Annotated in this window: 24 protein-coding genes; 14 read left to right on the top strand and 10 right to left on the bottom strand. The window is 63.6% G+C overall.

Features of this window, described 5'->3' with window-relative positions:
• The first annotated feature begins 4 nt into the window (after positions 1-4).
• A complete protein-coding gene (purU, locus tag ACO550_RS33210; protein ID WP_315597480.1) occupies positions 5-871 on the top strand; it encodes a formyltetrahydrofolate deformylase in 867 nt (288 codons plus the stop codon).
• A gap of 60 nt (positions 872-931) precedes the next feature.
• Here the strand turns inward: purU and ACO550_RS33215 are convergent, their stop codons facing one another.
• Positions 932-1,702 carry a DeoR family transcriptional regulator gene (locus ACO550_RS33215; protein WP_315597481.1) on the bottom strand — a complete coding sequence of 257 codons (771 nt, stop codon included), beginning with the start codon at positions 1,700-1,702 and terminating at the stop codon, positions 932-934.
• 158 nt (positions 1,703-1,860) lie between these two features.
• On the opposite strand from ACO550_RS33215, the gene ACO550_RS33220 reads away from it, so the two are divergent.
• The 7 genes from ACO550_RS33220 (at position 1,861) to ACO550_RS33250 (ending at position 9,451) form a co-directional block, all read left to right on the top strand.
• Positions 1,861-2,979 (top strand): ATP-binding cassette domain-containing protein, encoded by a 1,119-nt coding sequence (locus ACO550_RS33220; protein WP_315597482.1) that lies wholly within the window; start codon positions 1,861-1,863, stop codon positions 2,977-2,979.
• Position 2,980: 1 nt separating this feature from the next.
• A complete protein-coding gene (locus ACO550_RS33225) occupies positions 2,981-4,081 on the top strand; it encodes an ABC transporter ATP-binding protein (RefSeq protein WP_315597483.1) in 1,101 nt (366 codons plus the stop codon).
• Positions 4,078-4,962 carry an ABC transporter permease subunit gene (locus tag ACO550_RS33230; RefSeq protein ID WP_315597484.1) on the top strand — a complete coding sequence of 295 codons (885 nt, stop codon included), beginning with the start codon at positions 4,078-4,080 and terminating at the stop codon, positions 4,960-4,962. Before ACO550_RS33225 ends, ACO550_RS33230 begins: the two co-directional genes overlap by 4 nt.
• The gene (locus tag ACO550_RS33235) at positions 4,955-5,785 is read left to right on the top strand and encodes an ABC transporter permease subunit (RefSeq protein WP_315597485.1); all 831 of its coding nucleotides are present in this window, start codon (positions 4,955-4,957) and stop codon (positions 5,783-5,785) included. Before ACO550_RS33230 ends, ACO550_RS33235 begins: the two co-directional genes overlap by 8 nt.
• Positions 5,786-5,804: 19 nt before the next feature.
• Positions 5,805-6,113 carry a DUF2160 domain-containing protein gene (locus ACO550_RS33240; RefSeq protein WP_315597486.1) on the top strand — a complete coding sequence of 103 codons (309 nt, stop codon included), beginning with the start codon at positions 5,805-5,807 and terminating at the stop codon, positions 6,111-6,113.
• A 120-nt stretch (positions 6,114-6,233) separates the two neighbouring features.
• Positions 6,234-7,964, top strand: coding sequence for an extracellular solute-binding protein (locus ACO550_RS33245; RefSeq protein WP_315597504.1), 1,731 nt, complete (start codon positions 6,234-6,236; stop codon positions 7,962-7,964).
• Positions 7,965-8,167: 203 nt separating this feature from the next.
• Positions 8,168-9,451: an AAA family ATPase gene (locus tag ACO550_RS33250; RefSeq protein WP_315597487.1), complete on the top strand. Its 1,284-nt coding sequence runs from the start codon at positions 8,168-8,170 to the stop codon at positions 9,449-9,451.
• Here ACO550_RS33250 and ACO550_RS33255 read toward each other — a convergent pair.
• Entirely contained in the window at positions 9,400-11,388 is a 1,989-nt protein-coding gene (locus ACO550_RS33255; protein WP_315597488.1) for a sensor domain-containing diguanylate cyclase, read from the bottom strand. The genes ACO550_RS33250 and ACO550_RS33255 overlap by 52 nt on opposite strands.
• Positions 11,389-11,626: 238 nt before the next feature.
• Entirely contained in the window at positions 11,627-12,487 is an 861-nt protein-coding gene (locus ACO550_RS33260) for a LysR substrate-binding domain-containing protein (protein ID WP_315597489.1), read from the bottom strand.
• A gap of 83 nt (positions 12,488-12,570) precedes the next feature.
• On the opposite strand from ACO550_RS33260, the gene ACO550_RS33265 reads away from it, so the two are divergent.
• The gene (locus ACO550_RS33265; protein WP_315597490.1) at positions 12,571-13,209 is read left to right on the top strand and encodes an isochorismatase family protein; all 639 of its coding nucleotides are present in this window, start codon (positions 12,571-12,573) and stop codon (positions 13,207-13,209) included.
• Positions 13,210-13,365: 156 nt separating this feature from the next.
• Positions 13,366-14,391, top strand: a complete 1,026-nt coding sequence (gene waaC, locus ACO550_RS33270) for a lipopolysaccharide heptosyltransferase I (protein ID WP_315597491.1) — start codon at positions 13,366-13,368, stop codon at positions 14,389-14,391.
• Here the strand turns inward: waaC and ACO550_RS33275 are convergent.
• The 6 genes from ACO550_RS33275 to ACO550_RS33300 all read right to left on the bottom strand — a co-directional run bounded on the left by ACO550_RS33275 (position 14,352) and on the right by ACO550_RS33300 (position 20,400).
• Positions 14,352-15,038, bottom strand: a complete 687-nt coding sequence (locus ACO550_RS33275) for a hypothetical protein (RefSeq protein ID WP_315597492.1) — start codon at positions 15,036-15,038, stop codon at positions 14,352-14,354. The genes waaC and ACO550_RS33275 overlap by 40 nt on opposite strands.
• A gap of 136 nt (positions 15,039-15,174) precedes the next feature.
• Positions 15,175-16,386, bottom strand: a complete 1,212-nt coding sequence (locus tag ACO550_RS33280) for a c-type cytochrome (protein ID WP_315597493.1) — start codon at positions 16,384-16,386, stop codon at positions 15,175-15,177.
• A gap of 3 nt (positions 16,387-16,389) precedes the next feature.
• Positions 16,390-17,181, bottom strand: coding sequence for an ATP-binding cassette domain-containing protein (locus ACO550_RS33285; protein ID WP_315597494.1), 792 nt, complete (start codon positions 17,179-17,181; stop codon positions 16,390-16,392).
• Positions 17,175-18,218, bottom strand: coding sequence for an ABC transporter permease (locus ACO550_RS33290; protein ID WP_315597495.1), 1,044 nt, complete (start codon positions 18,216-18,218; stop codon positions 17,175-17,177). Before ACO550_RS33290 ends, ACO550_RS33285 begins: the two co-directional genes overlap by 7 nt.
• A gap of 15 nt (positions 18,219-18,233) precedes the next feature.
• Positions 18,234-19,247 carry an ABC transporter substrate-binding protein gene (locus ACO550_RS33295; RefSeq protein WP_315597496.1) on the bottom strand — a complete coding sequence of 338 codons (1,014 nt, stop codon included), beginning with the start codon at positions 19,245-19,247 and terminating at the stop codon, positions 18,234-18,236.
• Positions 19,248-19,308: 61 nt separating this feature from the next.
• Positions 19,309-20,400: an LLM class flavin-dependent oxidoreductase gene (locus ACO550_RS33300; protein ID WP_315597497.1), complete on the bottom strand. Its 1,092-nt coding sequence runs from the start codon at positions 20,398-20,400 to the stop codon at positions 19,309-19,311.
• A gap of 194 nt (positions 20,401-20,594) precedes the next feature.
• Here ACO550_RS33300 and ACO550_RS33305 point away from each other — a divergent pair, with 194 nt between their 5' ends.
• The 3 genes from ACO550_RS33305 to ACO550_RS33315 all read left to right on the top strand — a co-directional run bounded on the left by ACO550_RS33305 (position 20,595) and on the right by ACO550_RS33315 (position 24,125).
• Positions 20,595-21,803: an acyl-CoA dehydrogenase family protein gene (locus ACO550_RS33305; protein ID WP_315597498.1), complete on the top strand. Its 1,209-nt coding sequence runs from the start codon at positions 20,595-20,597 to the stop codon at positions 21,801-21,803.
• 103 nt (positions 21,804-21,906) lie between these two features.
• The gene (locus tag ACO550_RS33310; RefSeq protein ID WP_315597499.1) at positions 21,907-22,527 is read left to right on the top strand and encodes a cysteine dioxygenase; all 621 of its coding nucleotides are present in this window, start codon (positions 21,907-21,909) and stop codon (positions 22,525-22,527) included.
• Entirely contained in the window at positions 22,524-24,125 is a 1,602-nt protein-coding gene (locus ACO550_RS33315) for a rhodanese-like domain-containing protein (protein ID WP_315597500.1), read from the top strand. The genes ACO550_RS33310 and ACO550_RS33315 overlap by 4 nt, the downstream gene beginning before the upstream one ends.
• 238 nt (positions 24,126-24,363) lie before the next feature.
• On the opposite strand, the gene ACO550_RS33320 is transcribed toward ACO550_RS33315, so the two are convergent.
• Positions 24,364-24,783: an MEKHLA domain-containing protein gene (locus tag ACO550_RS33320; RefSeq protein ID WP_315597505.1), complete on the bottom strand. Its 420-nt coding sequence runs from the start codon at positions 24,781-24,783 to the stop codon at positions 24,364-24,366.
• 306 nt (positions 24,784-25,089) lie between these two features.
• Between ACO550_RS33320 and iscB the strand changes: the two genes are divergently transcribed.
• Positions 25,090-26,006, top strand: a 917-nt coding sequence (gene iscB / locus ACO550_RS33325; protein ID WP_485995089.1) for an RNA-guided endonuclease IscB, incomplete at its 3' end; no start/stop codon positions are given.

Here is a 26,006-nt window from a genome sequence, read left to right on the forward strand (position 1 = left end):
GAAGATGAGCACCACCGGATTTATCCTGACCCTTTCCTGCCCGGACCAGCCGGGCATCGTGCACGCCGTGTCCGGCCTGCTGTTCCAGCACGGCTGCAATATCGTCGATTCTGACCAGTACGGCGATGCCTTCACCGGCCGCTTTTTCATGCGCGTGCATTTCAGCACGGCCGCGGGCGGTCCGGAGCTCGGTGAACTGCGTACCGCATTCGCGCCCATAGGCGATCAGTTCGGCATGCAGTGGGACGTGTTCGATGCCACCGTGAAGCCGCGCGTGATGATCATGGTGTCGAAGATCGGCCATTGCCTGAACGACCTGCTGTTCCGCGCCAAGGCCGGTGGTTTGCCGGTGGAAATTGCCGCGATCGTGTCGAACCATCGCGACTTCTATCAACTGGCCGCGTCGTACGACGTGCCGTTTTTCCACCTGCCGCTGATGAACGCATCGGCCGAGCAGAAGGCCGCGCAGGAAGCGCGCGTGTTCGAGGTGGTACGCGACCAGAACATCGACCTGGTCGTGCTGGCGCGCTACATGCAGGTGCTGTCCGACGACCTGTGCCGCAAGCTGCAAGGCCGTGCGATCAATATCCACCATTCGTTCCTGCCAAGCTTCAAGGGTGCCAAGCCCTACTACCAGGCGCACGACCGTGGTGTGAAGCTGATCGGCGCCACGGCCCACTACGTGACCGCCGACCTTGACGAAGGTCCGATCATCGAGCAGGAGATCGAGCGCGTGGATCACAGCATGGACCCCGAACAACTGACCGCCGTCGGCCGTGACGTGGAATGCGTGGCGCTGGCACGCGCCGTCAAGTGGCACGCCGAACACCGCATTTTGGTGAACGGCCACAAGACGGTCGTCTTCAAGTAAGCGACGGTTTTTTCCCCTCTCCCGCACGCGGGGGAGGGGAGCAAGGCGCTCGACGCAGCGTCACTCCTTTTCCGCGACCACACATTTCACTCCGCTTTCTGTCAGCATCGTCTCGAACGGCGTGCGTAGCGGCTCGTCCGTGAACAGGCGGTCGATGCTGGACAGCGGCGCCAGTTCCACCATGGCCTGGCGGTTGAATTTGCTGGCATCGGCGGCCAGCCAGATCTCGCGCGAATGTTCCATGATTGCGCGCGCCACCTTCACCTCGCGAAAATCGTAGTCACGCAATGTGCCATCGGCCTCGATGCCCGAGATGCCGATCAGGCCGATGTCGACCTTGAACTGGCGGATAAACTCCACCGTAGCCTCGCCAATGATGCCGCGGTCGCGCGAGCGCAGTACGCCACCTGCCACGATCACTTCGCAATCGGGGTTATCGGCCAGGATATTGGCCACATGCAGGTTGTTCGTGATCACGCGCAGGCCGCGATGATGAATCAGCGCGCGCGCTACCTCTTCCACGGTGGTGCCAATGTTCAGGATCAGCGAACACCCTTCCGGCACCGCTGCCGCCACGGCTCGCGCAATGCGCGCCTTGCCTTCGGCATTCAAGACCTGCCGTTGCCGATAGGTAATGTTCTCGGTCGTCGACCCTTCCATGCGTACCCCGCCATGAAAGCGGGCCAGCATCCCGTTCTCCGCCAGCAGGTTGACGTCGCGCCGGACAGTTTGCAGGGTCACGCCGAACTTGCGCGAGAGTTCGTCGATGGAGGCAAAGCCCTGGGTGCGGACTTCCTCGAGCAGGGCGGTCTGGCGGGGATTAAGCGTCATGTCCGGCATTCTAGTTCAAACAGAAACGAAAACAAATGATGCGCCGCAGTATTGTTTTATGTTCGTTTATGCACTAAAACGAGCGGGACGAGTGAAAAAGTGCGCCTTGGCCGCAGTTTTCAGTGTGGCTGAAAAAGCACAGGAACATTGGAGACTGGATGCAGCTGAGCCTGGAAGGCGTTGCGCAGCAAGTGGGGTCGCAAGCCTATCTCTACCCGATGTCGCTGGCCCCCGTGCCAGGCGCCGTTACCATCCTGCTGGGGGCAACCCAGGCCGGCAAGACATCGCTGATGCGGATCATGGCAGGGCTCGACAAGCCCACCGCCGGCCGCGTGCGCGTGGACGGCGTCGACGTGACCGGCGTACCGGTGCGCGACCGAAACGTGTCGATGGTCTACCAGCAGTTCATCAACTACCCGTCGCTGACCGTCTTCGACAATATCGCATCGCCGCTACGGCTGCGGCGCGACAGTCGCGACGACATCGCAACGCGGGTGCGCGCGCTGGCGGACCGCCTCCATATCGGGCAATTCCTCGACCGCTATCCGTCGGCACTGTCGGGTGGCCAGCAGCAGCGCGTAGCGCTGGCGCGTGCGCTGGCCAAGAACGCGCCATTGATGTTGCTGGACGAACCGTTGGTCAACCTGGACTACAAGCTGCGCGAGGAACTGCGTGAAGAACTCACGCATCTGTTCGCGCAGGGCGATGCCACGGTGATCTACGCCACCACGGAGCCGGCCGAGGCGCTGCTGCTGGGTGGCCATACAGCCGTGCTAGATGCCGGTGAACTGCTGCAATACGGGCCGACTCCCGAGGTGTTCCATTACCCGGTGTCATTGCGCGTGGCGCGCGCATTCAGCGATCCGCCGATGAATCTCATGGAAGGCATGCTTGCGCGCGGCAGCGTGACGCTGCCCGGCAATATCGTGATGCGGCTGCCCGAGGTGACTGCACCTGACGGGCCCGTCACCGTGGGCGTACGCGCCGCGGCATTGCGGCTGCAACCGGTGTCCGGCAGCGTCGAGATACAGGGCAAGGTCGGACTTGCGGAATTGTCGGGCTCCGATACTTTCGCGCACGTGGATACCCCCGCCGGTAACCTCGTTGCGCAGTTCGCGGGCGTGCTGGACCTGCAACTGGGCGCACCGCTGTCGCTCCATATCGAGCCGGGGCAACTGTATCTGTTCAACGCGGCGGGCGATCGCATTTACGCGCCGCGCCGTCCGGGTGCGCTGGCCGATGTGGTCAGCGCGCCGGTCGCCGAGCCGGGAGCCTGACATGGCGCGCATTGACCTGGATCTGGCTCATTCCTACGTTGCCCAGCCGCAGACCGATGAAGACTACGCGCTGCTGCCACTGAATTTCACGTTCGAGGACGGCGGCGCTTATGCGTTGCTGGGGCCGTCCGGCTGCGGCAAGACCACGCTGCTGAATTGCATTTCCGGATTGTTGCGCCCGTCACAGGGCACCATCCGTTTCGATGGCAACGATGTCACCGAGGCATCGCCGCAGGCACGCAATATCGCGCAGGTGTTCCAGTTTCCGGTGATCTACGACACCATGACCGTGGGCGAGAACCTGGCCTTTCCGCTGCGCAACCGAGGCGTGCCGGCCGCACAGGTCAAGCAGCGTGTGGGACGTGTGGCGGAGATGCTCGACCTGTCAGCATCGCTCGATCGTCGCGCGAGCGGGCTGGCTGCCGATGCCAAGCAGAAAATATCGCTGGGGCGCGGGCTGGTGCGGCAGGATGTCTCGGCAATCCTGTTCGACGAACCGCTGACCGTGATCGACCCGCACCTGAAATGGCAGTTGCGGCGCAAGCTCAAGGAAATCCATCACGAGTTCAGGTTGACGCTGATCTACGTGACGCACGACCAGACCGAAGCGCTGACGTTTGCCGACCAGGTGGTGGTGATGTCGCGCGGCAAGGCCGTGCAGGTGGGACCTGCCGACGCGCTGTTCGAGCGGCCCGCGCATACCTTCGTGGGCCATTTCATCGGATCGCCGGGCATGAACTTCCTGCCAGGGCAGTGGCGCGATGGTGCGATCGAAGTGGCGGGGCGGCGCTATCTGCCACCGTTGCCGGCGCAGACCGAGGCCGCGCTGCAGGCAGCCGGCAGTTTCAGGATTGGCGTGCGGCCGGAATACCTGCGGCTGGCACCCGCCGATGATCCGCAAGCCATGCCGGTGCGCGTGGAGCGTGCGCAGGACATCGGTACCTACTGGCTGATGACGGCCACGGTGAACCACGGCGAAGCGGCCACCATCCGCGCGCGGCTGGGTACCGAGGCCGCGGCATTGCGGGCCGGCGACACTGCCTGGCTGTCGGTGTTCAATCGGCACACCTGCTTCTACATCAACGAGGAACTGGTCCCATGAAGTCCGTCAACCAGAAGGCCTGGCTGCTGGTGTTGCCGGTGGTACTGTGTGTGGCGTTCTCGGCCATCCTGCCGCTGATGACCATCGTCAACTATTCGGTGCAGGACATCATCTCGCCAGAGCGCCGCGTTTTTGTCGGCACCGAATGGTTTGCCACGGTGCTGCGCGACGGCGAACTCCACGATGCGCTACTGCGCCAGTTGGGATTTTCGCTGGCCGTGCTTTGCGTGGAAATTCCATTGGGCATCCTGCTCGCGCTGGCAATGCCGGCGACCGGATGGAAGGCCTCGGCGGTGCTGGTGATCATCGCGCTGTCGTTGCTGATTCCGTGGAACGTGGTCGGCACGATCTGGCAGATTTTCGGCCGCACCGATATCGGGTTGCTTGGCGCCGCACTCGATGGCATGGGAATGGACTATAACTACACCGGTAGTGCGGTCGACGCGTGGGTCACGGTGCTGGTGATGGATGTGTGGCACTGGACGCCGCTGGTGGCACTGTTGTGCTACGCCGGCCTGCGCGCGATTCCCGATGCCTACTACCAGGCCGCGCAGATCGATGGCGCGTCGCGCCTTGCGGTGTTTCGCTTCATCCAGTTGCCCAAGCTGCGCGGCGTGCTGATGATTGCCGTGCTGCTGCGCTTCATGGACAGCTTCATGATCTACACCGAGCCGTTCGTGCTGACCGGCGGCGGGCCCGGCAATGCCACCACGTTCCTGTCGCAATACCTGACGCAGAAGGCCGTGGGGCAATTCGACCTGGGACCGGCCGCGGCGTTCTCGATCGTCTACTTCCTGATCATCCTGCTGACCTGCTTCGTGCTCTACAACTGGATGCAGCGCGCCGGCACGGCTGGCACCGAGGAGATGCCCAATGGCTGAACGCAATCTTCCTGGCCAGCGTCCCGGCTGGTGGCGACCGGTGTTCCTGGCGCTCTACCTGCTGTTCGCCATCGTACCGATCTACTGGATGGTGAACATGTCGTTCAAGACCAACGAGGAGATCGTCTCCACGTTGTCGCTCTGGCCGGCCACGTTCACGCTTGAACACTACGTGACGATCTTTACCGATGCGTCGTGGTACTCGGGCTATATCAATTCGATGATCTATGTGGCGATGAACACGGTGATCTCGATCGGCGTGGCCTTGCCCGCCGCGTACGCGTTCTCGCGCTACCAGTTCATTGGCGACAAGCACGTGTTCTTCTGGCTGCTGACCAATCGCATGACACCACCCGCGGTGTTTCTGCTGCCGTTCTTCCAGCTCTACACGACGATCGGCCTGATGGATACGCATCTGGGCGTGGCACTGGCCCACCTGGTATTCAACGTGCCGCTCGCGGTGTGGATCCTCGAAGGCTTCATGTCCGGCGTGCCGCGCGAGATCGACGAGACGGCCTACGTCGACGGCTATTCGTTTCCGCGCTTCTTCCTGACGATCTTCCTGCCACTGATCAAGGCCGGTGTTGGGGTGGCCGCGTTCTTCTGCTTCATGTTCAGCTGGGTGGAACTGTTGCTGGCGCGCACGTTGACGTCGGTGAACGCCAAGCCGATCGTGGCGACGATGACGCGCACGGTGTCGGCGTCGGGCATGGACTGGGGGGTGCTGGCGGCAGCCGGTGTGCTGACCATCGTGCCGGGCGCCATCGTGATCTGGTTTGTGCGGCACTACATTGCGAAGGGCTTCGCAATGGGCCGCGTGTAGTTTCAGCAGGAGCCGAACGATGCTGAGCTGGATGGTCTGGACCACGCCCGTGGCGGTCTTCTTCGGGCTGGTGGTGGTGATGCTGATAGGCATGACGATCTGGGAAGTCAGGTCGCCAACGGTGGAGCGCAAGGGCTTCCTGCCCATTGCCACCACGCGTGGCGACCGGCTGTTCATTGGCCTGATGTGCGCGGCCTGGATCAACCTGGCGTGGGTAGGGCTGGGCGAGAAAATCCAGGGGTGGATGCAACTGGCGGAGGCACCGTCGATCTGGATCAGCGTGGCAATCTCCGCCGTGGTGTTGCTGCTGGTGATGCGCAACGGCTGAAGCATCCGGAATGGTCGTATTTGCTGTCATGGGCTGCGCGATCTTGATCCCTTCCCCGGGGCCGCAACCCAGCTACAGAACCGGGGAAGGCTTCCTGAGGAGACACTGATGAAAGAGCGCGTGAAGTTGGGGATGTCGGCCCTGGCCTTTGCGGCCGCGCTGACATGCGGACATGCCGCCTTCGCCGACGAGGCCGCGGCGAAGAAGTGGGTCGATAACGAATTCCAGCCGTCGTCCCTGGCCAAGGACAAGCAGCTGGCGGAAATGAAGTGGTTCATGGATGCCGCGGCCAAGCTCAAGGCCAAGGGCGTCACGCAGGTCAACGTGGTATCGGAAACCATCACCACGCACGAATACGAGTCGAAGACGCTGGCCAAGGCCTTCGAGGAAATCACCGGCATCAAGGTCAACCACGACATCATCCAGGAAGGCGATGTGGTGGAGAAACTCCAGACCTCGATGCAGTCGGGCAAATCGATCTATGACGGGTGGATTTCCGATTCCGACCTGATCGGCACGCACTACCGGTACGGTGCCATCCTGCCGCTGTCCGACTACATGAACGGCGCCGGCAAGGAATTCACGAACCCGGGCATCGACATCAAGGACTTTATCGGCACCAAGTTCACCACGGCGCCCGATGGCAAGCTGTACCAGTTGCCCGACCAGCAGTTCGCCAACCTCTACTGGTTCCGTGCCGACTGGTTCGCGCGCAAGGACCTGCAGGACAAGTTCAAGGCCAAGTACGGCTACGACCTGGGCGTGCCGACCAACTGGTCTGCCTACGAGGACATTGCAAACTTCTTTACCAACGATGTGAAGGAACTCGACGGCAAGAAGGTCTTCGGCCATATGGATTACGGCAAGAAGGACCCGTCGCTGGGCTGGCGCTTCACCGATGCCTGGCTGTCGATGGCCGGTTCCGCCGACAAGGGCCTGCCCAATGGCATGCCGGTGGACGAGTGGGGCATCCGCGTGGCCGACGACAAGTGCACGCCGGTGGGGGCCTCGGTCTCGCGCGGCGGCGCCACCAACAGCCCGGCCGCGGTCTATGCGCTGACCAAGTATATCGACTGGATGAAGAAGTTTGCGCCGCCGCAGGCCATGGGCATGACCTTCTCCGAAGCGGGTCCGGTGCCGGCCCAGGGACAGATTGCGCAGCAGATCTTCTGGTACACGGCGTTCACGGCCGACATGACCAAGAAGGGCCTGCCGGTGGTCAATGCCGATGGCTCGCCAAAGTGGCGCATGGCGCCGTCCCCATACGGCCCGTACTGGAAGCAGGGCATGCAGAACGGCTACCAGGACGTGGGGTCGTGGACGTTCTTCAAGAACACTGATCCGAATCGCCTGGCCGCTGCATGGCTGTACGCGCAGTTCGTGACGTCGAAGACGGTGTCGCTGAAGAAGTCGCTGACCGGACTGACCTTTATCCGCGACAGCGATATCCACCACGACTACCTGACCAAGAATGCGGCCAAGTATGGCGGCCTGATCGAGTTCTATCGCAGCCCGGCCCGCGTGGCCTGGACGCCGACCGGCAACAACGTGCCCGACTATCCGAAGCTGGCCCAGCTATGGTGGAAGAACGTGGCGACGGCCGTCACTGGCGAGAAGACGCCGCAGGCAGCCATGGACAACCTGGCCGAGGAAATGGACCAGGTGATGGGCCGTCTGCAACGCGCCGGCATGGCGCAATGCGCGCCGAAGCTCAACCCGAAGAGCGATCCGTCGAAGTGGCTGTCGTCTGAACACGCGCCGTGGAAGAAGCTCGACAACGAGAAGCCGAAGGGCGAGACCATCTCCTACGACAAATTGCTGCAGGCGTGGAAGGAAGGGCGCGTGCGCTGAGGCTTCCCTGAACGGGGTGTTCGGGATGCAGTGCGAAGTGGTGTGAAGTAGTGCGAAGCGGTGGCGAGTGTTGCGCCACCGCTTCATTTTTTTGTGGATGTGTGAACAACTGGAATATTGCTGTTGCACTCGCGGTTTGGTAATGCGTTCGCACACGCGGCTCCATAGAATCGTTGGCGCTTGGCTAACGACAAGGGGCAACCGTGGAAGTGAAGAACATCTACAGGCGCAAGGAACTGGCCGACGAACTGGCGGAACTGTTGGCGGCCGAGGAGAGCGCCGGCACTGCGAGGTCGGGCCTGATGCTGACGGCGCCACGTGGCACTGGAAAATCGGTGTTCCTGAGAAAGGATCTGGTGCCTGCGCTCGAACGCCGCGGCGTGGTGGTGATCGTGGCGGACCTGTGGGCCAACCCCGAAGCGGATCCTGCGGACGTGATCCTGCAGTCCGTCAATCAGGCGCTGAAGCGCCATGAGCGTATGGTGGCCCGATGGGCGCAGGCGATCGGGCTTGAGCGCGTTGGTTTTGGTGGTTTGTCATTTTCCATCGCCCGCCAGGGCACCGAGGGCCTCTGGCTGAATCATGCGCTGGCCGCGCTGTCCGACAAGACCCGGCGTCCCATTGTGCTGGTGCTCGACGAAGTGCAGCAGTGCATGACGACGTCGCGCGGCAGCAACCTGCTGTTCTCGCTGAAAGCCGCACGCGATGCCGTGAGCCTGGAGCACTACGGCTTGCGTGTCATAGCGACCGGTTCACATCGGGCCAAGCTCATGACGATGCTGGGCAATAGCGAAGTATTCTTCTGCTCGAAGCGCATTTCGCTGCCGCCACTTGATGGTGCCTACCTGAACTGGTTCCGTGCTCAATATCGCTTGGCGGATGACTTCCGCGCCGATGTCATGGCGAAGTCGTTCCGCCGGGCCGGTTATCGTCCCGATGTCTTCAGGGATGCGGTAATCGAGATGCAAGCTGCACGTGGCCAATCGACCGACGACCGGGAAGCCGCGTTTGCCAGTGCCATCGATGCGGAGTTGCATGAGATTCACAAGGGGCGTCTGCTGGCAATCTCGATGTTGCCGACGGTTCAGGCGGCCGTCATTCGCGTCATGGCAACCATCGAGGAGACGCGCGCCGGCTTCAATGCGAGCACGATGGATGCCTATGCCCAGGTTGTCCGGCACATCGATGCAAAATGGACCGGCGCTCTCGATGTCGAGTGTATCGTTCAGGCGCTCGACATGCTGGTCGCGATTCGCCTGGTGTGGAAATCGACGCTGGGGATCTACATGCTGGAAGACCCGACGCTGGCCAGCGCCATGCGTCAGGCAGGCCTGCTCGATATCGTGCCCGATATCCCGGGCGTGGGGCGCTTTGACGAAGCCGCGGAGGGGTTCGGCGAAAGCGATCTGTTCCCGCCGTGGCGAAGCAGGCGTGCTCAAGCCTCCGATGCCGCGTCCACTACCAGCTTTGCCGCTGTGGAGGCATAGCAGGCCTTGCCATGGCGCTTGGCGTCGTAGAGCGCCATGTCCGCGCGCATGAACAGTTCGCTGACCGATGTGCCCTGGTCGGGACGGTGGATTGCGCTGCCGACGCTGGCGGTGGACACCAGGCGATTGCCATCGATATCGAACGGCCGCATCGCCGCGTGAACCACGGTGTGCGCGATGCGTTCGACCGAGTTCGGATTCTTCACGTTGTCGAGGATGATCGCGAACTCGTCGCCGCCAATCCGTGCCACGGCATCGCCGGCGCGTACACAGGCACGCAAGCGATCGGCGAAGGCAATCAGCAACTGGTCGCCAAGCTGGTGACCATAGGTGTCATTGACCGCCTTGAAGTCGTCAAGGTCCACCAGCAGCAGGGCGGCGCGGTATCCACCGGCGTCGGCGCGTGCCATGGTTTCCTGCAGGCGACGGTCGAAACCCTTGCGGTTGAGCAGGCCGGTCAGGTGATCCGACAGGGTCTGGGCTTCGAGCGAGCGTAGCTTCTGGCGTTCGCCGGTGATGTCACGCGCAAACATGTGGAGGCCAGTGACCGTATCCTGCGCATCGTTCCAGGCGGGCTGCAACGTGATTTCCCAGGCAATGCCGTCGGCATTCTCGCGCGAAAATGTGATCGACTCCCCGGCGCTTGCCCGGTCGACATACGGCTTGTTGGCCACGTATTCGGGTGTGCCCCAGAGTTCGCGCAACGACAGGCCGGCGATCTGCTCGGCGGGCAAGCCGAAGTGCCGTGCATAGGCCTGGTTGACGAAGGCGAACCGCTCGCCGGCATCGATGAACGCAACCAGGTCGGGGATATGGTTGGCGATGGCTTCGAGACGCTTTTCGCTGGCGGCCGCGCTATTGTTGGCAGCCTTCAGTGCCGCCTCGCGTTCCGTCAGTTGTGTCATGACATCGGAGAATGCGCCGGCCAGTTCGCCAATCTCGTCATCGCGCGTTACCGGCAGGTCCGCCACCGCGGTCGGCTGCTCGCAAAGCCGACGCACCGTGCGATGCAGATGTTCGAGCGGGGCCAGCAGATGGCGGATCATCATCCACATCAACACGGCCGCGATCAGTAGTGACAACACGCCGACGACGATGGCCCGGTGCCGCACCTCAAACAGCGGCGAGTATGCTTCGTTGGCCGGCAGTACCGAGATGACTTCCCAGCCATTCGACTCCAGCAGATGCCGCGCCACCACGGGTTGCACCGGCGACAGCAGTTCCCAGTTCGATTCGGGTTGCTCGGCGCCGCAGGCCTCGCCTACCGCCTGCGCGGGCGCCAGCACCTTCGACGCATCGGGATGCATCGCATAGCGCGGATTGGGACCGGCTGATACCAGGCAATAGAACCCGGTCACGCCGACGCGATGCTGGGCCAGTTCACGCAGGAAGTTGTCTGCCGAGAGGTTGAGCACACCACCCACCACGCCGCGCAAGCGGCCGTGTGCGTCACGCAGCGGTACGGCCAGGATCACGCCGGGGGCACTGGAGTGCTTGCCCTGCAGCAGGTCGGACACCGCGAAATCCGCGCCGGCGACTATGCTCTTGAAATAGTCGCGTTCGCCCACGGTCATTTTTACGCCATCGGGCACGGCGGTGCTGAACGCTAGCGTGCCATCTGGCCAGGCCATGAAGGTGGCGTTGAAGTGTTCGGGCATGTCGACGGTGTCGGCAGCCAGTTGGCGCAACTGTGAGGTGGGGCGATCGAGCACCGGCGCGAGCGTACGCGCGAGCCGGCGCAGCACCACTGCACGCGATTCGAGCTTTTCGTCGAGTTGGTCGGCAATCAGCTTGACCAGTGTGTCCTGCTGGGCCTGAACCACTTCGTTCAGGCGCGTGTATGCATAGAACTGGGAAAACCCCGCCCGCACCACAAACACCAGCGTGACAACAGTCGCCGCAGCGATTGCCATCCGGTACTTCAAAGAGTGCCGCATGAATCTCTTCTTCTTCTGCGCACTGACCCGTTTTTGCGGTTGCCGGGGCTTTGTGCAACGACCCTGCCCCTGTAGTTGAACATCGTGTTGATGCGTCATCGGCAGCCGGATCAAAGCGTAGCAGAACTCCTACTTTTTTCGGTGCGAGGAGGATTCGAATCGCGTGTGGCAGCGCACACGGTGTGCAGCATTCAGCATGTCGTGGCACCCGCGCGACACTTTGCGTGCGCAGACCGCCTCAGGGGCATTCGGCGAGTGTTTCGGTCAGCCAGTCGATGACCGGACGGAAGCGCGATGCACCGCGAAATTCGACCGGATAGGCGAGCCAGATTTCGCGGATGACTTCCGGCACATGGCGCACGAGCGACAGCCCGGACTCTTCGGCGCCGAGGTGGTGCGGCAACAGCGCTACGCCCAGTCCTGCTCGCACGCCTTCGCGCACTGCCAGGAAACTGTTCGACTGGAACGAGAAGCGTCGTTGCTGGGCGCGTGGCCAATCGACCTCGGGCAGTGCAAAGCCTTCGTCGAGCAGTCCACACATTGGCGTGTCGCGCGACTCGGCCTGGGCGGCGGACATGCCGGAAGGTGCGTAGAGTCCGAAGCGCATGGTGCCCGCGCGCTGCGCCACCATATTGTCTTCCTGCGGCCGCGCCAGTCGCACGGCGATATGGGCGCGGCGCTTGGCCAGGCTGGTGACCCGGTTGTCGACTTCGAGCCGGACTTCCACGTCGGGATTGCTGGCGTAGAAGGCTGGCAGGCGTGGTGTAAGGAAATGGCTGCCGAGCGCGGCGGTGGTCGCAACGCGCACCACGCCCGATACGCCCGGTCCCGCACCTTCGATTTCGCGGAGCAACCGGTCAGCCGACTGTTCCATCTGGCGGGCTGCGGAAAGCGCATTGTGGCCGACCGCGGTCAGTACGAAGTCGCCGTCGGTGCGCGTGGCGACCGGCTTGCCGAGCGCGGCCTCGAGCCTGCGGATACGGCGGATGGCCGTGGCATGCGTGATATCGAGCTCGCGTGCGCAGGCCGAATAGCTTCCGGCACGGATCAATGTCGACAGCGTCAGCAGGTCGTCCCAGGCGATTGTGCTTTTTTGCACAGCAAGTGTGAATTGGTGGCGAATTGGCGCACAGCTTACCGCGCCCTACGATGCGTGCATAGCGTTCTCAAGGAGAGACAAGCATGTCCGCCGTGCCCCAATCTGCCGCTCCCCAAACCGTTGCCGCCCCGTTCACGTTGCTCGATGCCGCCGGTGCCAGCCGCAAGCCATCCGCGTGGTCCGACGCCGTACTGGTCCTGGTGGACCATCAGCGCGAATATGTCGATGGCAAACTGCCCCTGACCGGCATGCCCGCGGCCGTGGCGGAATGTGCGGCGTTGCTGGCGCTGGCGCGGCAGCACGGTACGCCGGTCATCCATGTGGTGCATCACGGCAAGGCCGGCGGCGCATTCGATCCGGCCGGGCCACATGTCGCCATCATCGAGGGCTTGACCCCGCTCGAGGGAGAGCAGACGGTGGTCAAGGGCCTGCCCAACAGCTTCGCGGGTACCGGGCTTGCGGCAACGCTGACGGCCAGCGGGCGCAAGGAACTGATCGTGGCAGGCTTTCAGACCCATATGTGTATCAGTGCGACCGTGCGCTCGGCGCTCGATCATGGCTATCGGGTAACGCTGGTGGCGGCTGCCTGTGCCACGCGCGACCTGCCGGACCCCCTGGGCGGCGAGCCGTTATCGGCGGCCGAGTTGCACCGAGTCACGCTGGCCGCGCTGAATGACCGCTTTGCCACGGTTGTCGCCGATGCCTCGGTCTGGCAGGACTGAGCGGAAGTGACAGGATTCGCCGGGTGCCGGGCCTAAAGTGATTGTGTAGATTTCATTACATATTTGTCAGGCCCGCACTGTTACGGTCTGGGGCATACTAGCGCCTTTCCAACGCGGCCAAAGCGGCCGCGTTCGCACACCAACGCCCCCCGTTTCATGAAGCGCATCCTCCTCATCAAGATCACCTCGCTCGGCGACATGGTGCATACGCTGCCGCTGCTGTACGACCTGCGGCGCGCCTACCCTGGGGCGAAAATCGATTGGGTAGCCGATGCATCATGTGCCGACATTCCCCGCTGGGCGGTCGGCGTGGACCGCGTCATCTCGCCCCCTCTACGTCAGTTCAAGAAGAACGGGCGCAAGTGGCGCGATCTGCGCGGGATCCTTTCCGCGGTAGGTGCGCTGCGTCGCGAACGCTATGACGTGGCCATCGACGTGCACGGTGTCTACAAGAGTGCGATCGTCGCGCGACTGGCACGTACCCATCGTCGTCTTGGATATGCCGCCGAATTCCTGGGCGAGGAGAAGGCCGTCTTCGCCTACACCGAGATCTTCGGTCCGCATGGCGACGCAAACTGCCGCCAGAAGATGCGCATGGTGGTGGCCAATGCCCTGGGCTACGAGATCGACGCGCATGAGACGGCCGAGTTGCGTGTACCCGCTCCAGCCACACCGCTGAACACCGACGGCGCACCACGCGCGATGCTGTTCCACGCGACCTCGCTCGATATCAAGAAATGGCCGCAAGCCAACTGGGTCGAGATCGGCCACCAGTTGGCCCGTCGTGGCTACCGCGTGCAATTGCCATGGGGTTCGCAAAAGGAACATGACGAAGCCCAGGCGCTGGCTGCGGCGATTCCCAACGCTGAAGTACTGCCGCGCATGTCGATTACCGAGTGTGCGCAACGGGTGGACGCCGCCTCGCTGGTGGTCGGCATGGACACCGGCTTCGTGCACCTGGCCGATGCGCTGGGCAAGCCGACGGTAATGTTGTTCACCGCCACGTCGCGTCCGCACTTTGGTGTCGACAAACCGGGACAGTCGGTATCGGTTGGCGACAACGGCGCGCCGCCTTCGGTGGACGACGTGCTTGGCGCCATCGAGCATGTCACGCGCGGCGGTCACGGAGATCATGGCGGTGATCACCCGCGGCTGCGCGACGCGGGCAGTATGTCGGCGTAACGCCAGTATTCGAACTGGACGATCGTCGTGTTGGTGTTTGCCGTCACGAGGTCGAGTATGAACGGCTGGCGCCGTATCAACATGCGGGCCAGGAAGCGCGTGCCACGGACGAGCCCCGGTGGCGGCGCGATGCGGTCGCCATGCCGCATGGCCAGCCGCAGGATATGGACCGGCACGAAACGCTGCGCATCCTCCATGCGCACGAGCGCAGCCTCGCGGTAAAGCAGTGACGATTGCGCAAGGCCGGCGAAACGCGCACGCAGTTGTGCCAGCGCCGCAGGCGCCAGCGTGATTCCCGTACCCATCAGGCCCAGCGTGGTAATGCCGCGCACCTGCTCGTTCCAGAGCTTGCCGATTACCAGCACCGGATCGCGTTTTTCCATTGGTTGCAGCATGGTCAGGTCCTCCCGGACCGCGAACATGTTGCCGTTCAGGTCGAACAGATGACTGCGGATTCCGAACCGGCGGTGATAGCCGATGATGCAATCGAGTGACTCGTCGAGGATTGGCTGCACGTCGCGCGGCAGGCAACGCGGACGGATTTCGAACAGTCCGGGCGACACAGCGTAGCGGCCTGTCCAGGTCTGGAGGCGCGGGGCATCCGCACTGGTAGCGGAGTCAGGCGCGGGCGAAGGTTCCAGGGACATCGTCGTGGGTCCGTAGCGTTGCAGGTATGCATACGCTATGCGTGACACCCACTGATGTCGTTAGGACGATTCTAAAAATCGATGGCGAACCTTCTCCGGCGATAACTGGGCTTGATCTTGCGCAATCTACGTCGGTTCAATGAATAAAGCCTCCCTGTACAAACCGCACCGGTTCGGCATCCATGCGCAGTACCAGCGCGGTAAGGCCGTCGGGTGGCAGAACCTGACCGGGCGCAGCCGCCGCTTGGCCGGCAGTGCAAAGCAGATCGGCGTCGCGCCAGCCACGCTCGGAAGCCGTAGCCCGCGCGCGCAACCATCCCTGGCGATCCGCGAGCCATGCAGTACCAGCCAGTCGCGCGGGGCTGACGCCCGCGATCTGCGCGAAGACCTGCCAGGCCTCGCGCGATGCCGCGACACATTCGGCGCGGAACTGCTGCATTTCGGGCGCAGCGGTAACTGGCGGGCGGCCGTCGCGCGTGACCAGTAGCGTGAGAAAGCGTGGATCTTCGAGCGGCAGCTCGGCTGGCCTGGCGCCTGTTGCACCAGCGTCGACCGCCACCACGCGCACGCGCTGGTTGCCACGCCAGTCGGCCAGCTCGCGTGGCGGCTGGCTGCCGCAGCGTACCGGGACAGCGGGCAAGCGTAGCGGTATCGGCCAGCTTCCCTGCATGGCGGCGCCCGTTCCGGCGGCCAGCACCCGCATATGGTCGATGACCGCCCATGCCTCGGTGTCGCTGACCTGGTCGCCGAAACCCGGCATGGTGATGCGACCTTGCGCATCGCGCATGCCCGCCACGATATGCCAGAACAGTTCGCCTTCGGCGCGGCGTCCCAGCAATGGACTCATGAAGGTCGGTGGCCAGTGCGGCAGCGTCGCCGATAACGGCCCCTCGCCGCGGCCGTCCGCTCCGTGGCAGGCCGCGCAGTGCTGTGCGTAGACGCGTGCTCCGTCCGCGATCGTTGCCACGGAAAACCCGGTGGGACTGGTGTGGAAGCTGGTGGGTGCGGCCGGTGTCAGCAGCAGGGCCGGCGAGGGCCATGGCGCCAGGATCAGCGCCAGCGCGCCGAGTCCGAGCCATGCCACGCGCCGGCGCCGCCAGCACAAGGCGACCAGTACGCATCCGAGCGCGAAGCCGATGGCGCACACGCTCCATGCGGTCTGGCGCGCCAGCCCCAGGTCGATCAGCAGTGTTTCACCGGCAATGCGTCGGGTCCACGGCCATGCTGGCTGCCCGTGGATATCACCGGACCATCCCATTGCGTGCCACAGTTGCAGCAGTGCAAGTTGTGCCTCCTGGATCAGGCGCAGCAGCGCGTTGAGCCAGGTTTGCGGCGGTGGACTGCTCATTGCCTACCAGCTCGCATCGAGTCCAAGATGCCCCAACGCTTCATGACGCAGTTCGGTCAGACGCGGATCGCCACGATGGCGTGGGTAGGGCAGGTCGACCCTGATCTCCGCGGTGATGCGGGCCGGCCGCTGGCTGAATATGATTACGCGCCGGGCCAGGAACAGCGCTTCTTCCACGTCGTGCGTGACCAGCAGCGCCGAAAAACCGGCACGTTGCCAGAGTTCGACGAGATCGCTTTGCATGGTCAGGCGTGTCAGCGAATCGAGCTTGCCGAGTGGTTCGTCAAGGACCAGCAACCGCGGATCATTGACCAGCGCGCGTGCCAGCGCCACGCGCTGTGCCATGCCGCCAGACAGTTGATGTGGAAAGGCCCGTGCAAATGCTTCCAGTCCCACGCGCCGAAGCGCTGCATCCACGCGATGGCCTTCGCGGCGCAGGAGCCCGCGTGCCTGCAGACCCAGCGCGACGTTGTCGCGCACGCGCCGCCACGGATATAGCGTCGGGTCCTGGAACACGACGATGCGCGAGGGATCGGGCCGGTCGATCGGCACGTCGTCCTGCAGGATCTGCCCTTGCGCCGGCTGGTCGAGCCCGGCCACCAGCCGCAGCAGCGTGGACTTGCCGCAGCCGCTGGGGCCGAGCAGCGCCACGAACTCGCCAGGCGCGACATCGAGGTTGACGGCATCGAGCACCGGCAGTTGCTGGTCACCGTCGCCAAAGGCATGGCTGACGCCGCGGATATCGATGCGGGCGCCCCGGGGCTGGGGCGGGGTCTGTGATACGGCGGCTACCATTTTACGGTTCCTTTCTGCCATGACAGCGCGCGATCACGCACCGCGAACAGCAATGTGATGACGCCAGAAAACAGCAGCGCCATGACGATCAGCGCGGCATACATGTTCACATACGAGGCCCAGCCCTGGGCCCAGGTCAGGTACCAGCCGAGACCGGATTTCACGCCCATCATTTCGGCCGTGACCAGCACCGAGAACGATGCGCCGAGTCCCATGAACAATCCGACGAATACTTGCGGCAGCGCGGCGGGAATTGCCACGCGCAGCACCAGGAACCATTCCGACGCGCCCATCGTGCGCGCCACGTCGTAGTAGGCCTTGTTGACGCCGGCCACGCCCGACCACGTCAGGACTGCCACGGGAAAGGCGGTAGCCAGTGCAATCAGGAACACCGCGGCCGAATAGCTCGACGGGAAGAAGTAGAACGTCAGCGGCAATAGCGCGGTCGATGGCAACGGCCCGAGCACCCGTAACACCGGATGCACCCAGTATCCGATGCGGCGCGACCATCCGATCGATACGCCAATCAGGAAGCCCGCCAATCCGCCATATGCCACGCCGAAGCCCAGCAGTTTCAGCGTATTGAGCACGCTGTCGCCAAGGCGGCGCCAGTCGTCGAGATAGACCTCGATCAGCGCCTGCGGCGGCGCGAAGAAGGGCGTGGGCAGCACCGCGGTCTTGGCGGTCAGGATCTCCCAGGCGGCAAAGGCCAGCGGCAGGGCGACCAGCCACGGGCCCGCTTTCTGTAATGCCTCTCTCGCGCGCTGTAATGGGCGCAGGTAGGCGCCGCCCACCGCGATTACCAGCAGCGCGGCCGCCACCGCGAGCACGGCGATTCCCAGTTCCTCGGTGTAGGCCCAGTCGGTAAAGCCTGCCACCTTGTTGGGCCAGCGCCATGTCAGGGCGCCAAACGCAGCCCAGGCCAGCGCGGCGACGATGCCGGTGGGCCACAGGCTGGCAACGCCGTGTGTTTCGCTGGCGCGGGACTTGCCATCGTGCAGTAACCGCGCATCGATCGCTTGCTGGCTCGTTGTCATCGCATCATCCTTGCTTCAGCCCAGTACGTTCGCATAGACATGCTGTGCGAGCCGTTTGGTGTCGGTGGATTTCTTGAGTACGCCGATACGCTGGAAATCGCCGGCATAGAAGGCGATTTCCTCTTGCAGGTCCACGCCGGTCGGGTGATGCGTGTAGGTCAGCGAGGCATACAGGCGGCGCAGATCGTCGGTGCTGATCTTGGGCGAGTACTTGGCGAACACCTTGGCGGCTTCATTCGGGTTTTCGTTGACATAGTCGGTGGCCTGCACGATCGAGCGCGCCAGCGCCGACGCCGCAGGGCGATCGTTGCGCACCAGTTCGCCACGCGCTCCGATCACGCAGCAAACCTTGCGTGCGTATTCGCCGGTCAGGTTGGTTGCCAGTTCGACGTAAGCGCCATTGGTGCGCTTTTCGAGCAGGTAAAGGTTGGGGTCGCCGTCGGCAATCGCCTGGATCTCGCCCTTGTCCACGGCCACGCCGAGCAGATCGGCCGGATACTGGCGCCATGTGATGTCGCGGTCAGGGTCGATGCCGTTCTTGGCCAGCAGGATCGTAAAGAAATGCTTGCCCGGCGCGGCCAGGTCGCTGACGCCGACGGTCTTGCCCTTCAAGGCCTGCAGATTCGTCACGCCTGCCGCCTTCGCGCCCACCAGACGGACGCAGCCGCCATGCGAGCTGCCAATGATCTTGACGTCGAAGCCTGCTTCCAGCGGCTTCAGCCAGCGATGGATCATGCCTACCGCCGCGTCTGCCTTCCCGGTCGCAATCGATTCGAGCAGCTGGTCGGTGGAGCCGCTGTAGTTGATCAGGTCGACCTGCAGTCCATTCTTCTCGAAGAAACCTTTCTCCTGCGCCACCACGATGGGCGTCAGGCAGAACGAATTCTGGTTCCACGCAAACGTGAGCTTGCGCGGTGCGGACCATGCCTGGCGTCCGAGGATCAAGGCCGGTGCGGCAATGGCCGCGCTGCCGGCCAGGCGCAGTACGTTGCGCCGGCGTGCGTTGGGTTGCAGAGTGTCCTGGCTCATGATTTCCCGTTTCCGTGAGTCGCTATGGTTCGTTATGGTTTGTTATGGCCGTTTTGAGTTGTCACGCGGCGCGGCGGCGCTGTTCGGCATCGCGCTGCGCCACCAGTTCGCGTACGCGCGGAATCAGTTCCCGGCCATAGTCGACGGCATCTTCAAGCGGATCGAAACCGCGGATCAGGAACGTGGTGACGCCAAGGTCGTAGTAGGCCAGCAGCGCATCGGCAACCTGCTCCGGTGTACCTACCAGGCCCGTGGAGTTCGATCGCCCGCCGGTTTCGCGCGCGATGGCCGTCCACAGGCGCTGGTCGACGCGGTCGCCTTGTCCGGCTGCCGCCAGCAGGCGACGCGCACCTTCGCTTTGTTGCGGACCACCACGGCTGTATCCGGCCTGGACACGCAATGCACGGGTACGTTCGAGAATGTCGTCGGCACGTTTCCATGCCTTGTCTTCGGTTTCGGCCAACACGGGACGGAACGAGACCGAGAAGCGAACTTCGCGCCCATGTTTGGCCGCTTCGGCCCGTACGCGCGTAGTCAGTTCCCGCACCTGGTCGAGTGATTCGCCCCATAGCGCGTAGACATCGGCATGCTTGCCGGCGACGGCGATGGCCGCATCCGACGCGCCACCGAAGTAGATCGGCACATGCGGCTGCTGTGCCGGCTTGACTTCGGAGAAGCCGCGCTGGAAGCGGTAGAACTTGCCCTCGTGATCGAAGGGCTGCGGCCCCGTCCATACGCGGCGCAGGATGCCGAGGTATTCGTCAGTACGTGCGTAGCGCTGGTCGTGGTCGAGATAGTCGCCGTCGCGCTTCTGTTCGTCGTCTGATCCGCCCGAGATGAAGTGCACGCCGAGCCGGCCACCGCTGAACTGGTCGAGCGTGGCAATCTGCCGCGCGGCCAGCGTTGGCGACGTGAAGCCAGGACGGTGCGCCAGCATGAAGTGGATCCGCTCGGTCACGGCAGCCGCATACGAGATCGTCAGCGTGGCCGATGGTCCGGTTGAATGGTGCGGTACCAGGATGCGGTCGAACCCGGCCTGCTCGTGTGCCTGCGCAAACGCTCGCACATAGTCGCGATCAACCACGGGCCCGAGGGGCGGATGGATTTCAGACTGCTTCTGGCTCTGGATCATGCCGATAAAGTCGACGCTCATGTTGCGCTCCTGGTTTGTGCGGTTTCGGAACAGGAGAACAACGTACGCGCGCGGCGCGTCGCTGCAAACGAATAAGAACGTCGCTCCATATTCGGCAAAAACCGCTGCTCGATATGCGATATGCGTCGTTAGTGGAGCCGGCGTCGCGGCGGTACGCTATGTGGCGAGTCATTTGTCTGCCCCAAAGGATTTCCATGTCTTCGTCATCGCTGCATCGCCTGCCCACGCCCGCAACTCGGCTGGCCGACGTGCTTGCCGGACTTTCCACGCGCTTTGCAACGACCGCCGCCGCGCACGATGCCAGCGGCGACTTTCCGCATGACAACTTTGCGTTGCTGCACCAGTACGGACTGATTGCGCAGGCAGTGCCATCCACCTATGGCGGTGCAGGTGCCGGCCTGACCGAAGCGCGTCACATCGTGGCCGCCGTGGCTGGTGGCGATGCCGCCACGGCATTGGTACTGACGATGACCTATCTGCAACATCGGTCGATCGGTCGCGCCGATTCGCGCTGGCCGGAGGCCGTGCGTCAGCAGGTGTTTCGCAGCGCGGTAGAGCAGGGTGCGCTGATCAATTCGCTGCGTGTGGAGCCCGAGCTGGGCTCACCCGCACGCGGCGGCCTGCCGGCCACCGTGGCCACGCGCGTGGGCGACCGCTGGCGCCTGCGCGGACACAAGCTCTACACCACCGGCATTCCGGCCTTGCGATGGCTCGCGGTGTGGGCGCGTACGCACGAGCCCGAGCCGCGTGTGGGCGTGTTCCTGGTACCGAAGCCCGAAGCCGATACCGCAGGCATCAGCGTGATCGAAAGCTGGAACCACATGGGCCTGCGTGCATCGGGCAGTCACGAAACCGTGTTCGATGACATCTGGATTCCCATCGAGAACGCGGTCGATGTCCGCCCGCCCGCTGCATGGGCGCCGGCCGGGGCGAGCCAGGCTGACATCGACGCCAATACCGATCAGCAGGCGTGGATGGTGACCTTGCTGGGCAGCCTCTATGACGCGGTGGCCCGTGCCGGCTTCGACTGGATTCGCCAGTTCGTACGCGAGCGTGCGCCGGGCAGCCTGGGCCAGCCGCTGGCCACTTTGCCGCGCGTGCAGGAGTCAGTCGGAGAAATCGCTGCGCTGCTGCGGACCAACCAGGTGTTGCTCGATGATGCGGCTGCGCGTACCGATGCCGGCATACCGCCAACGGCAACCGACAGCGGCCTGATCAAGTACACCGTGACATCGAACGCCATCCGCGCCGTAGAACTGGCACTGCAGTTATCGGGCAACCACGGCCTGAGCCGCAACAATCCGCTGGAACGCCACTACCGCGACGTACTCTGCAGTCGGATTCACACGCCGCAGAATGACTCGATCCTGACCGCTGCGGGCCGCACCGCACTGGGCGTCTGATTGGCCAACCGCACGGCAATCGCACGGCAGCCGGGTCTGCACCTTCGTGCTATGGTTGTTGGCGATTCACCCACAGATGGCTGAACCAATCCGGAGACAAGGAATGGCTGAGACGCTTTCCGCCGCGCAGGCACTGACGCCGCTGCGCGATTTCATCACCGCGTTGTCGGCGCTGCTGGACCAGCGTCCCGACGAGTCACGTATCCTCGACGAAGGCGGCAAGCTGCTTGCAAAGCTCGTTGCGCGCGACGACTGGCTGCCCGATGCATATGCGCAACCGCACCCCGAGTACTACCAGCAAGTGCTGCTTCATTGCGATTCCGCCGAGCGGTTTTCCATCGTCAGCTTTGTCTGGGGCCCCGGGCAGCGTACGCCGATCCACGACCATACGGTCTGGGGCCTGATCGGGATGCTGCGCGGCGCCGAGTATGCCCAGCCCTATGCGGTCGATGCCGATGGCGTGCCACAACCCGATGGCGAAGCCGTGCGGCTGGAGCCGGGGCAGGTCGAGGCGGTATCGCCCACGGTGGGCGACATCCATCGCGTGCACAACGCGTACGAGGATCGCGTGTCGATCAGCATCCACGTCTATGGCGCGAATATCGGTGCCGTACGCCGTCATGTCTATCCGGAATCCGGCGGCACCAAGTCATTTGTCTCCGGCTATTCCAATTCCACCTTGCCCAATCCATGGGATCGCTCGAAGGATCCTGTTGCGTCATGACCGAAGCCATTCTCCCGTTCCAGACCACCACCAGCCTGGCCGTGCGCCAGGCACTGCTCGACCGTACCGAGATCGCGCTGCTCGACGTGCGCGAGGAAGATCCGTTTGCCCAGGAGCATCCGCTCTGGGCCGCCAATTTTCCATTGTCGAAGCTCGAACTCGAGGTGTGGACAAGAATTCCGCGCCGCGATACGCGTATCGTGGTCTATGGCACGCATGATGGCGTAGACCTGGCGCCGCGCGCTGCGACAAGGCTGCGCGAGCTCGGCTACACAGACGTGTCGTTGCTTGATGGCGGGCTGGCCGCATGGATCGCCGCGGGCGGCGAAGTGTTCCGTGATGTGAATGTGCCCAGCAAGTCGTTCGGGGAACTGGTCGAGGCCAGGCGTCATACGCCGTCGCTGGGCGCGCCCGAAGTGCAGGCACTGATCGACCAGAAGGCCGATGTGGTGATCGTCGATGCGCGCCGCTTCGACGAGTACCAGACCATGAATATTCCCACATCGACGAGTGTGCCCGGTGCTGAACTGGTACTGCGGATTCGTGAGTTGGCCCCGGACCCGCGCACGCAGGTCATTGTCAACTGCGCAGGCCGCACGCGTAGCATCATCGGTACGCAGTCGCTGATCAATGCCGGCATTCCGAATCCGGTGGCGGCACTGCGTAATGGAACCATTGGCTGGACGCTGGCCGGCCAGACGCTGAGCCATGGTGCCAGTCGGCGTGCACCGCCCCAGGTGGATGCGGCGAATCGTGAGCAGGCGCGTGAAGGCGCGCGCACCATTGCAGCGCGGGCCGGCGTGCGACGGATTGCGTTCGACGCGCTGGCGTCTCTGGACACGCCGGGGCGCACGGTCTATCGCTTCGACGTGCGTACGCCGGAGGAATATGCCGACGGCCACCTGCCTGATTTTGCCAGCGTGCCCGGTGGGCAACTGGTACAGGAAACCGACCACCAGGCCCCCGTGCGTGGTGCGCGGATCGTACTGGCCGATGATGATGACGTGCGCGCCAGCATGAGCGCTTCGTGGCTGGCGCAGATGGGATGGGAGGTCTATGTCGTGGAGCCGGTCGGCGATGCGCAGCGCAGCGAGCGCGGTACGCCGGCCGCTCGGCGTCCGGCCACGCCTGAAGTCAGCGCCATTACCCCGGCAACGCTGTCCGCGTGGCTCGAAGAGGGCGACGTGGCGGTGCTCGACGTGACTGCCAGTGCCAACTACGTCAAGCGCCATGTTCCCGGCGCCTGGTTTGCAATCCGTGCGCAACTGGGCCAGGCCTTGCAGGTGATTCCGCCAGCCAGTCGCTACGTACTTACGTGTGGATCGAGTCTGCTCGCCCGGTTTGCGGCCGACGATCTCAAGTCACTGACGTCTGCCGAAATATTTGTGCTGGAAGGTGGCACCGCTGCGTGGGCCGATGCGGGATTGCCGGTGGAGCAAGGCGAGACGCGGCTGGCTGTAGCGCGTACGGATCGCTATCGTCGACCCTATGAAGGCACGGACAATGCGGCGGTCGCGATGCAGGCTTATCTGGACTGGGAGTTTGGACTGATCGCGCAGCTTGAGCGCGATCGCACGCATTTCTTCGAGGTGGTTTGAGCCTGAGCGTCTTGAGTTGAAGCAAAGGTGCTGCGCGCAATGCGCGCACCTGCTCCAAATGCAACAGTAATGTTCCATTTGGACACACACCGTTTACCAAGTTCTGTGCGACGATCCTTTGATCGAAAACACAGCGCCGCATCGATGCTCGTCGCGAGATCAATCGACAAGCTGGGGCGCTGGCACAGACTTGGGGTCAATCATGAGTGACTTGCGGATACCGGCAGCGATGGCCGGTTCAGAGGTCTCGCGTTCGCGGGACGACTACAGCTTGTCCATGGAGCACGCCGTCGGCGTCGATCATCTGCCAAAGCGTGGCTTCCTCGATCATGAAGCGCCGTCCTGACTTTGTTATCCGCACACCCTTGTAGCCCGCTTCGTAGCCGAGCCGTTGCACGCGTTCCAGGAACTGCTGCCGCTCCTCGCGATTCGGTGCCTCGGCGGACAGCCGCGATGGCAGTCGGGTGATCTCGTCCCAGTCATATTCAAAGCGATGTTGCGCTGCCTTGTTGCCGTAGATAAAGACGGGATCGGCTGCGGTGCTATGGGCCAGGACCGCAAACGGCGCCTGTTCGTAGAGCCATGCCGTGGCATCCGCGACTGACATTGGCTGGGGTACCAGAGGCTTGCCCAGAAGCCGGGCATGGCTGTCGGCCAGGAGCTGATAGAAGGCGGGATCGCTGTCAACTACCCCGGCCTAAAGGCCGGAGCTTGAAAGGCAACTGAAAAGCTCGGGTTGACCAGGCAAAGCGGTAGCCAACCCGCTACGTTGCGAATAGGTACAAGACCGACGTAGGGATGCTTCCTTAGTCCCTACCTCTCGAAGCCCCGATTGCAGACAAGCGACAGGGTAAGCACGAAACGGATCAGGGCAGATCGCCGGTTCGCAACATTGCCGAAGGGAGACGCCCCGCAAGGGGCGCGTAACCAGGCCCGTAAGGGCACCTATTCAGGAGAGATTGCCATGGCAGTCTTTGTGTTGGACCAACACGGCAGGCCGTTGATGCCGTGCAGCGAGAAGCGGGCGCGCCTTCTTCTCGAACGTGGCCGTGCGCGCATACATCGCGTCGTTCCGTTCGTGATTCGGCTCGTGGACCGCAAGGCCGACTCGTGCTCATTTCAGGCACTTCGCGTCAAGTTGGACCCGGGCAGCAAGGTCACGGGCATCGCGCTTGTGCGCGAGACCGAATCGGCCGACGCACCTTCGGACGAGATTCAACGAGCCGCCGCGGTGCTCAGTCTGTTTGAACTCGTGCATCGTGGCCGTCAAATCAGCGAGTCCCTGACAACTCGCCGCGCAATGCGCCGCCGCCGCCGTGGCGCCAACCTGCGCTACCGCGCCCCGCGCTTCCTCAATCGCCGCCAGGCGACCGGTTGGCTGGCGCCGAGTCTGATCCATCGCGTTCACACTGTCATGGCCTGGGTGAATCGCATTCGCCGCTGGGCCCCCGTCACGGCGCTCAGCAGCGAACTCGTACGCTTCGACATGCAGCAGTTAGAAAACCCCGACATCTCGGGCAACGAGTACCAACAAGGCACGCTCGCTGGCTACGAAGTCCGCGAGTATCTGCTCGAGAAGTGGGGCCGTGCCTGCATCTACTGCGATGCCGAGGGCGTATCCCTTCAGGTCGAGCATCTGACATCGAGAGCAAGGGGCGGAACGAATCGAATCGGCAATCTCGGATTGGCTTGCGAATGCTGTAACCAGAAAAAGGGCTCGCACGACGTGCGAGAGTTCGTCAAGGATCCGAAGCGCCTCGCGCGCATCCTCTCAACCGCATCTCGTCCGCTGAAGGACGCCGCGGCCGTCAACGCCACGCGCTGGGCGCTGGCGAACGCCTTGCAGGCCATGGGGCTGCCCCTTGAACTCGCATCGGGAGG

The sequence above is a fragment of the Cupriavidus sp. genome (genome assembly GCF_057315035.1).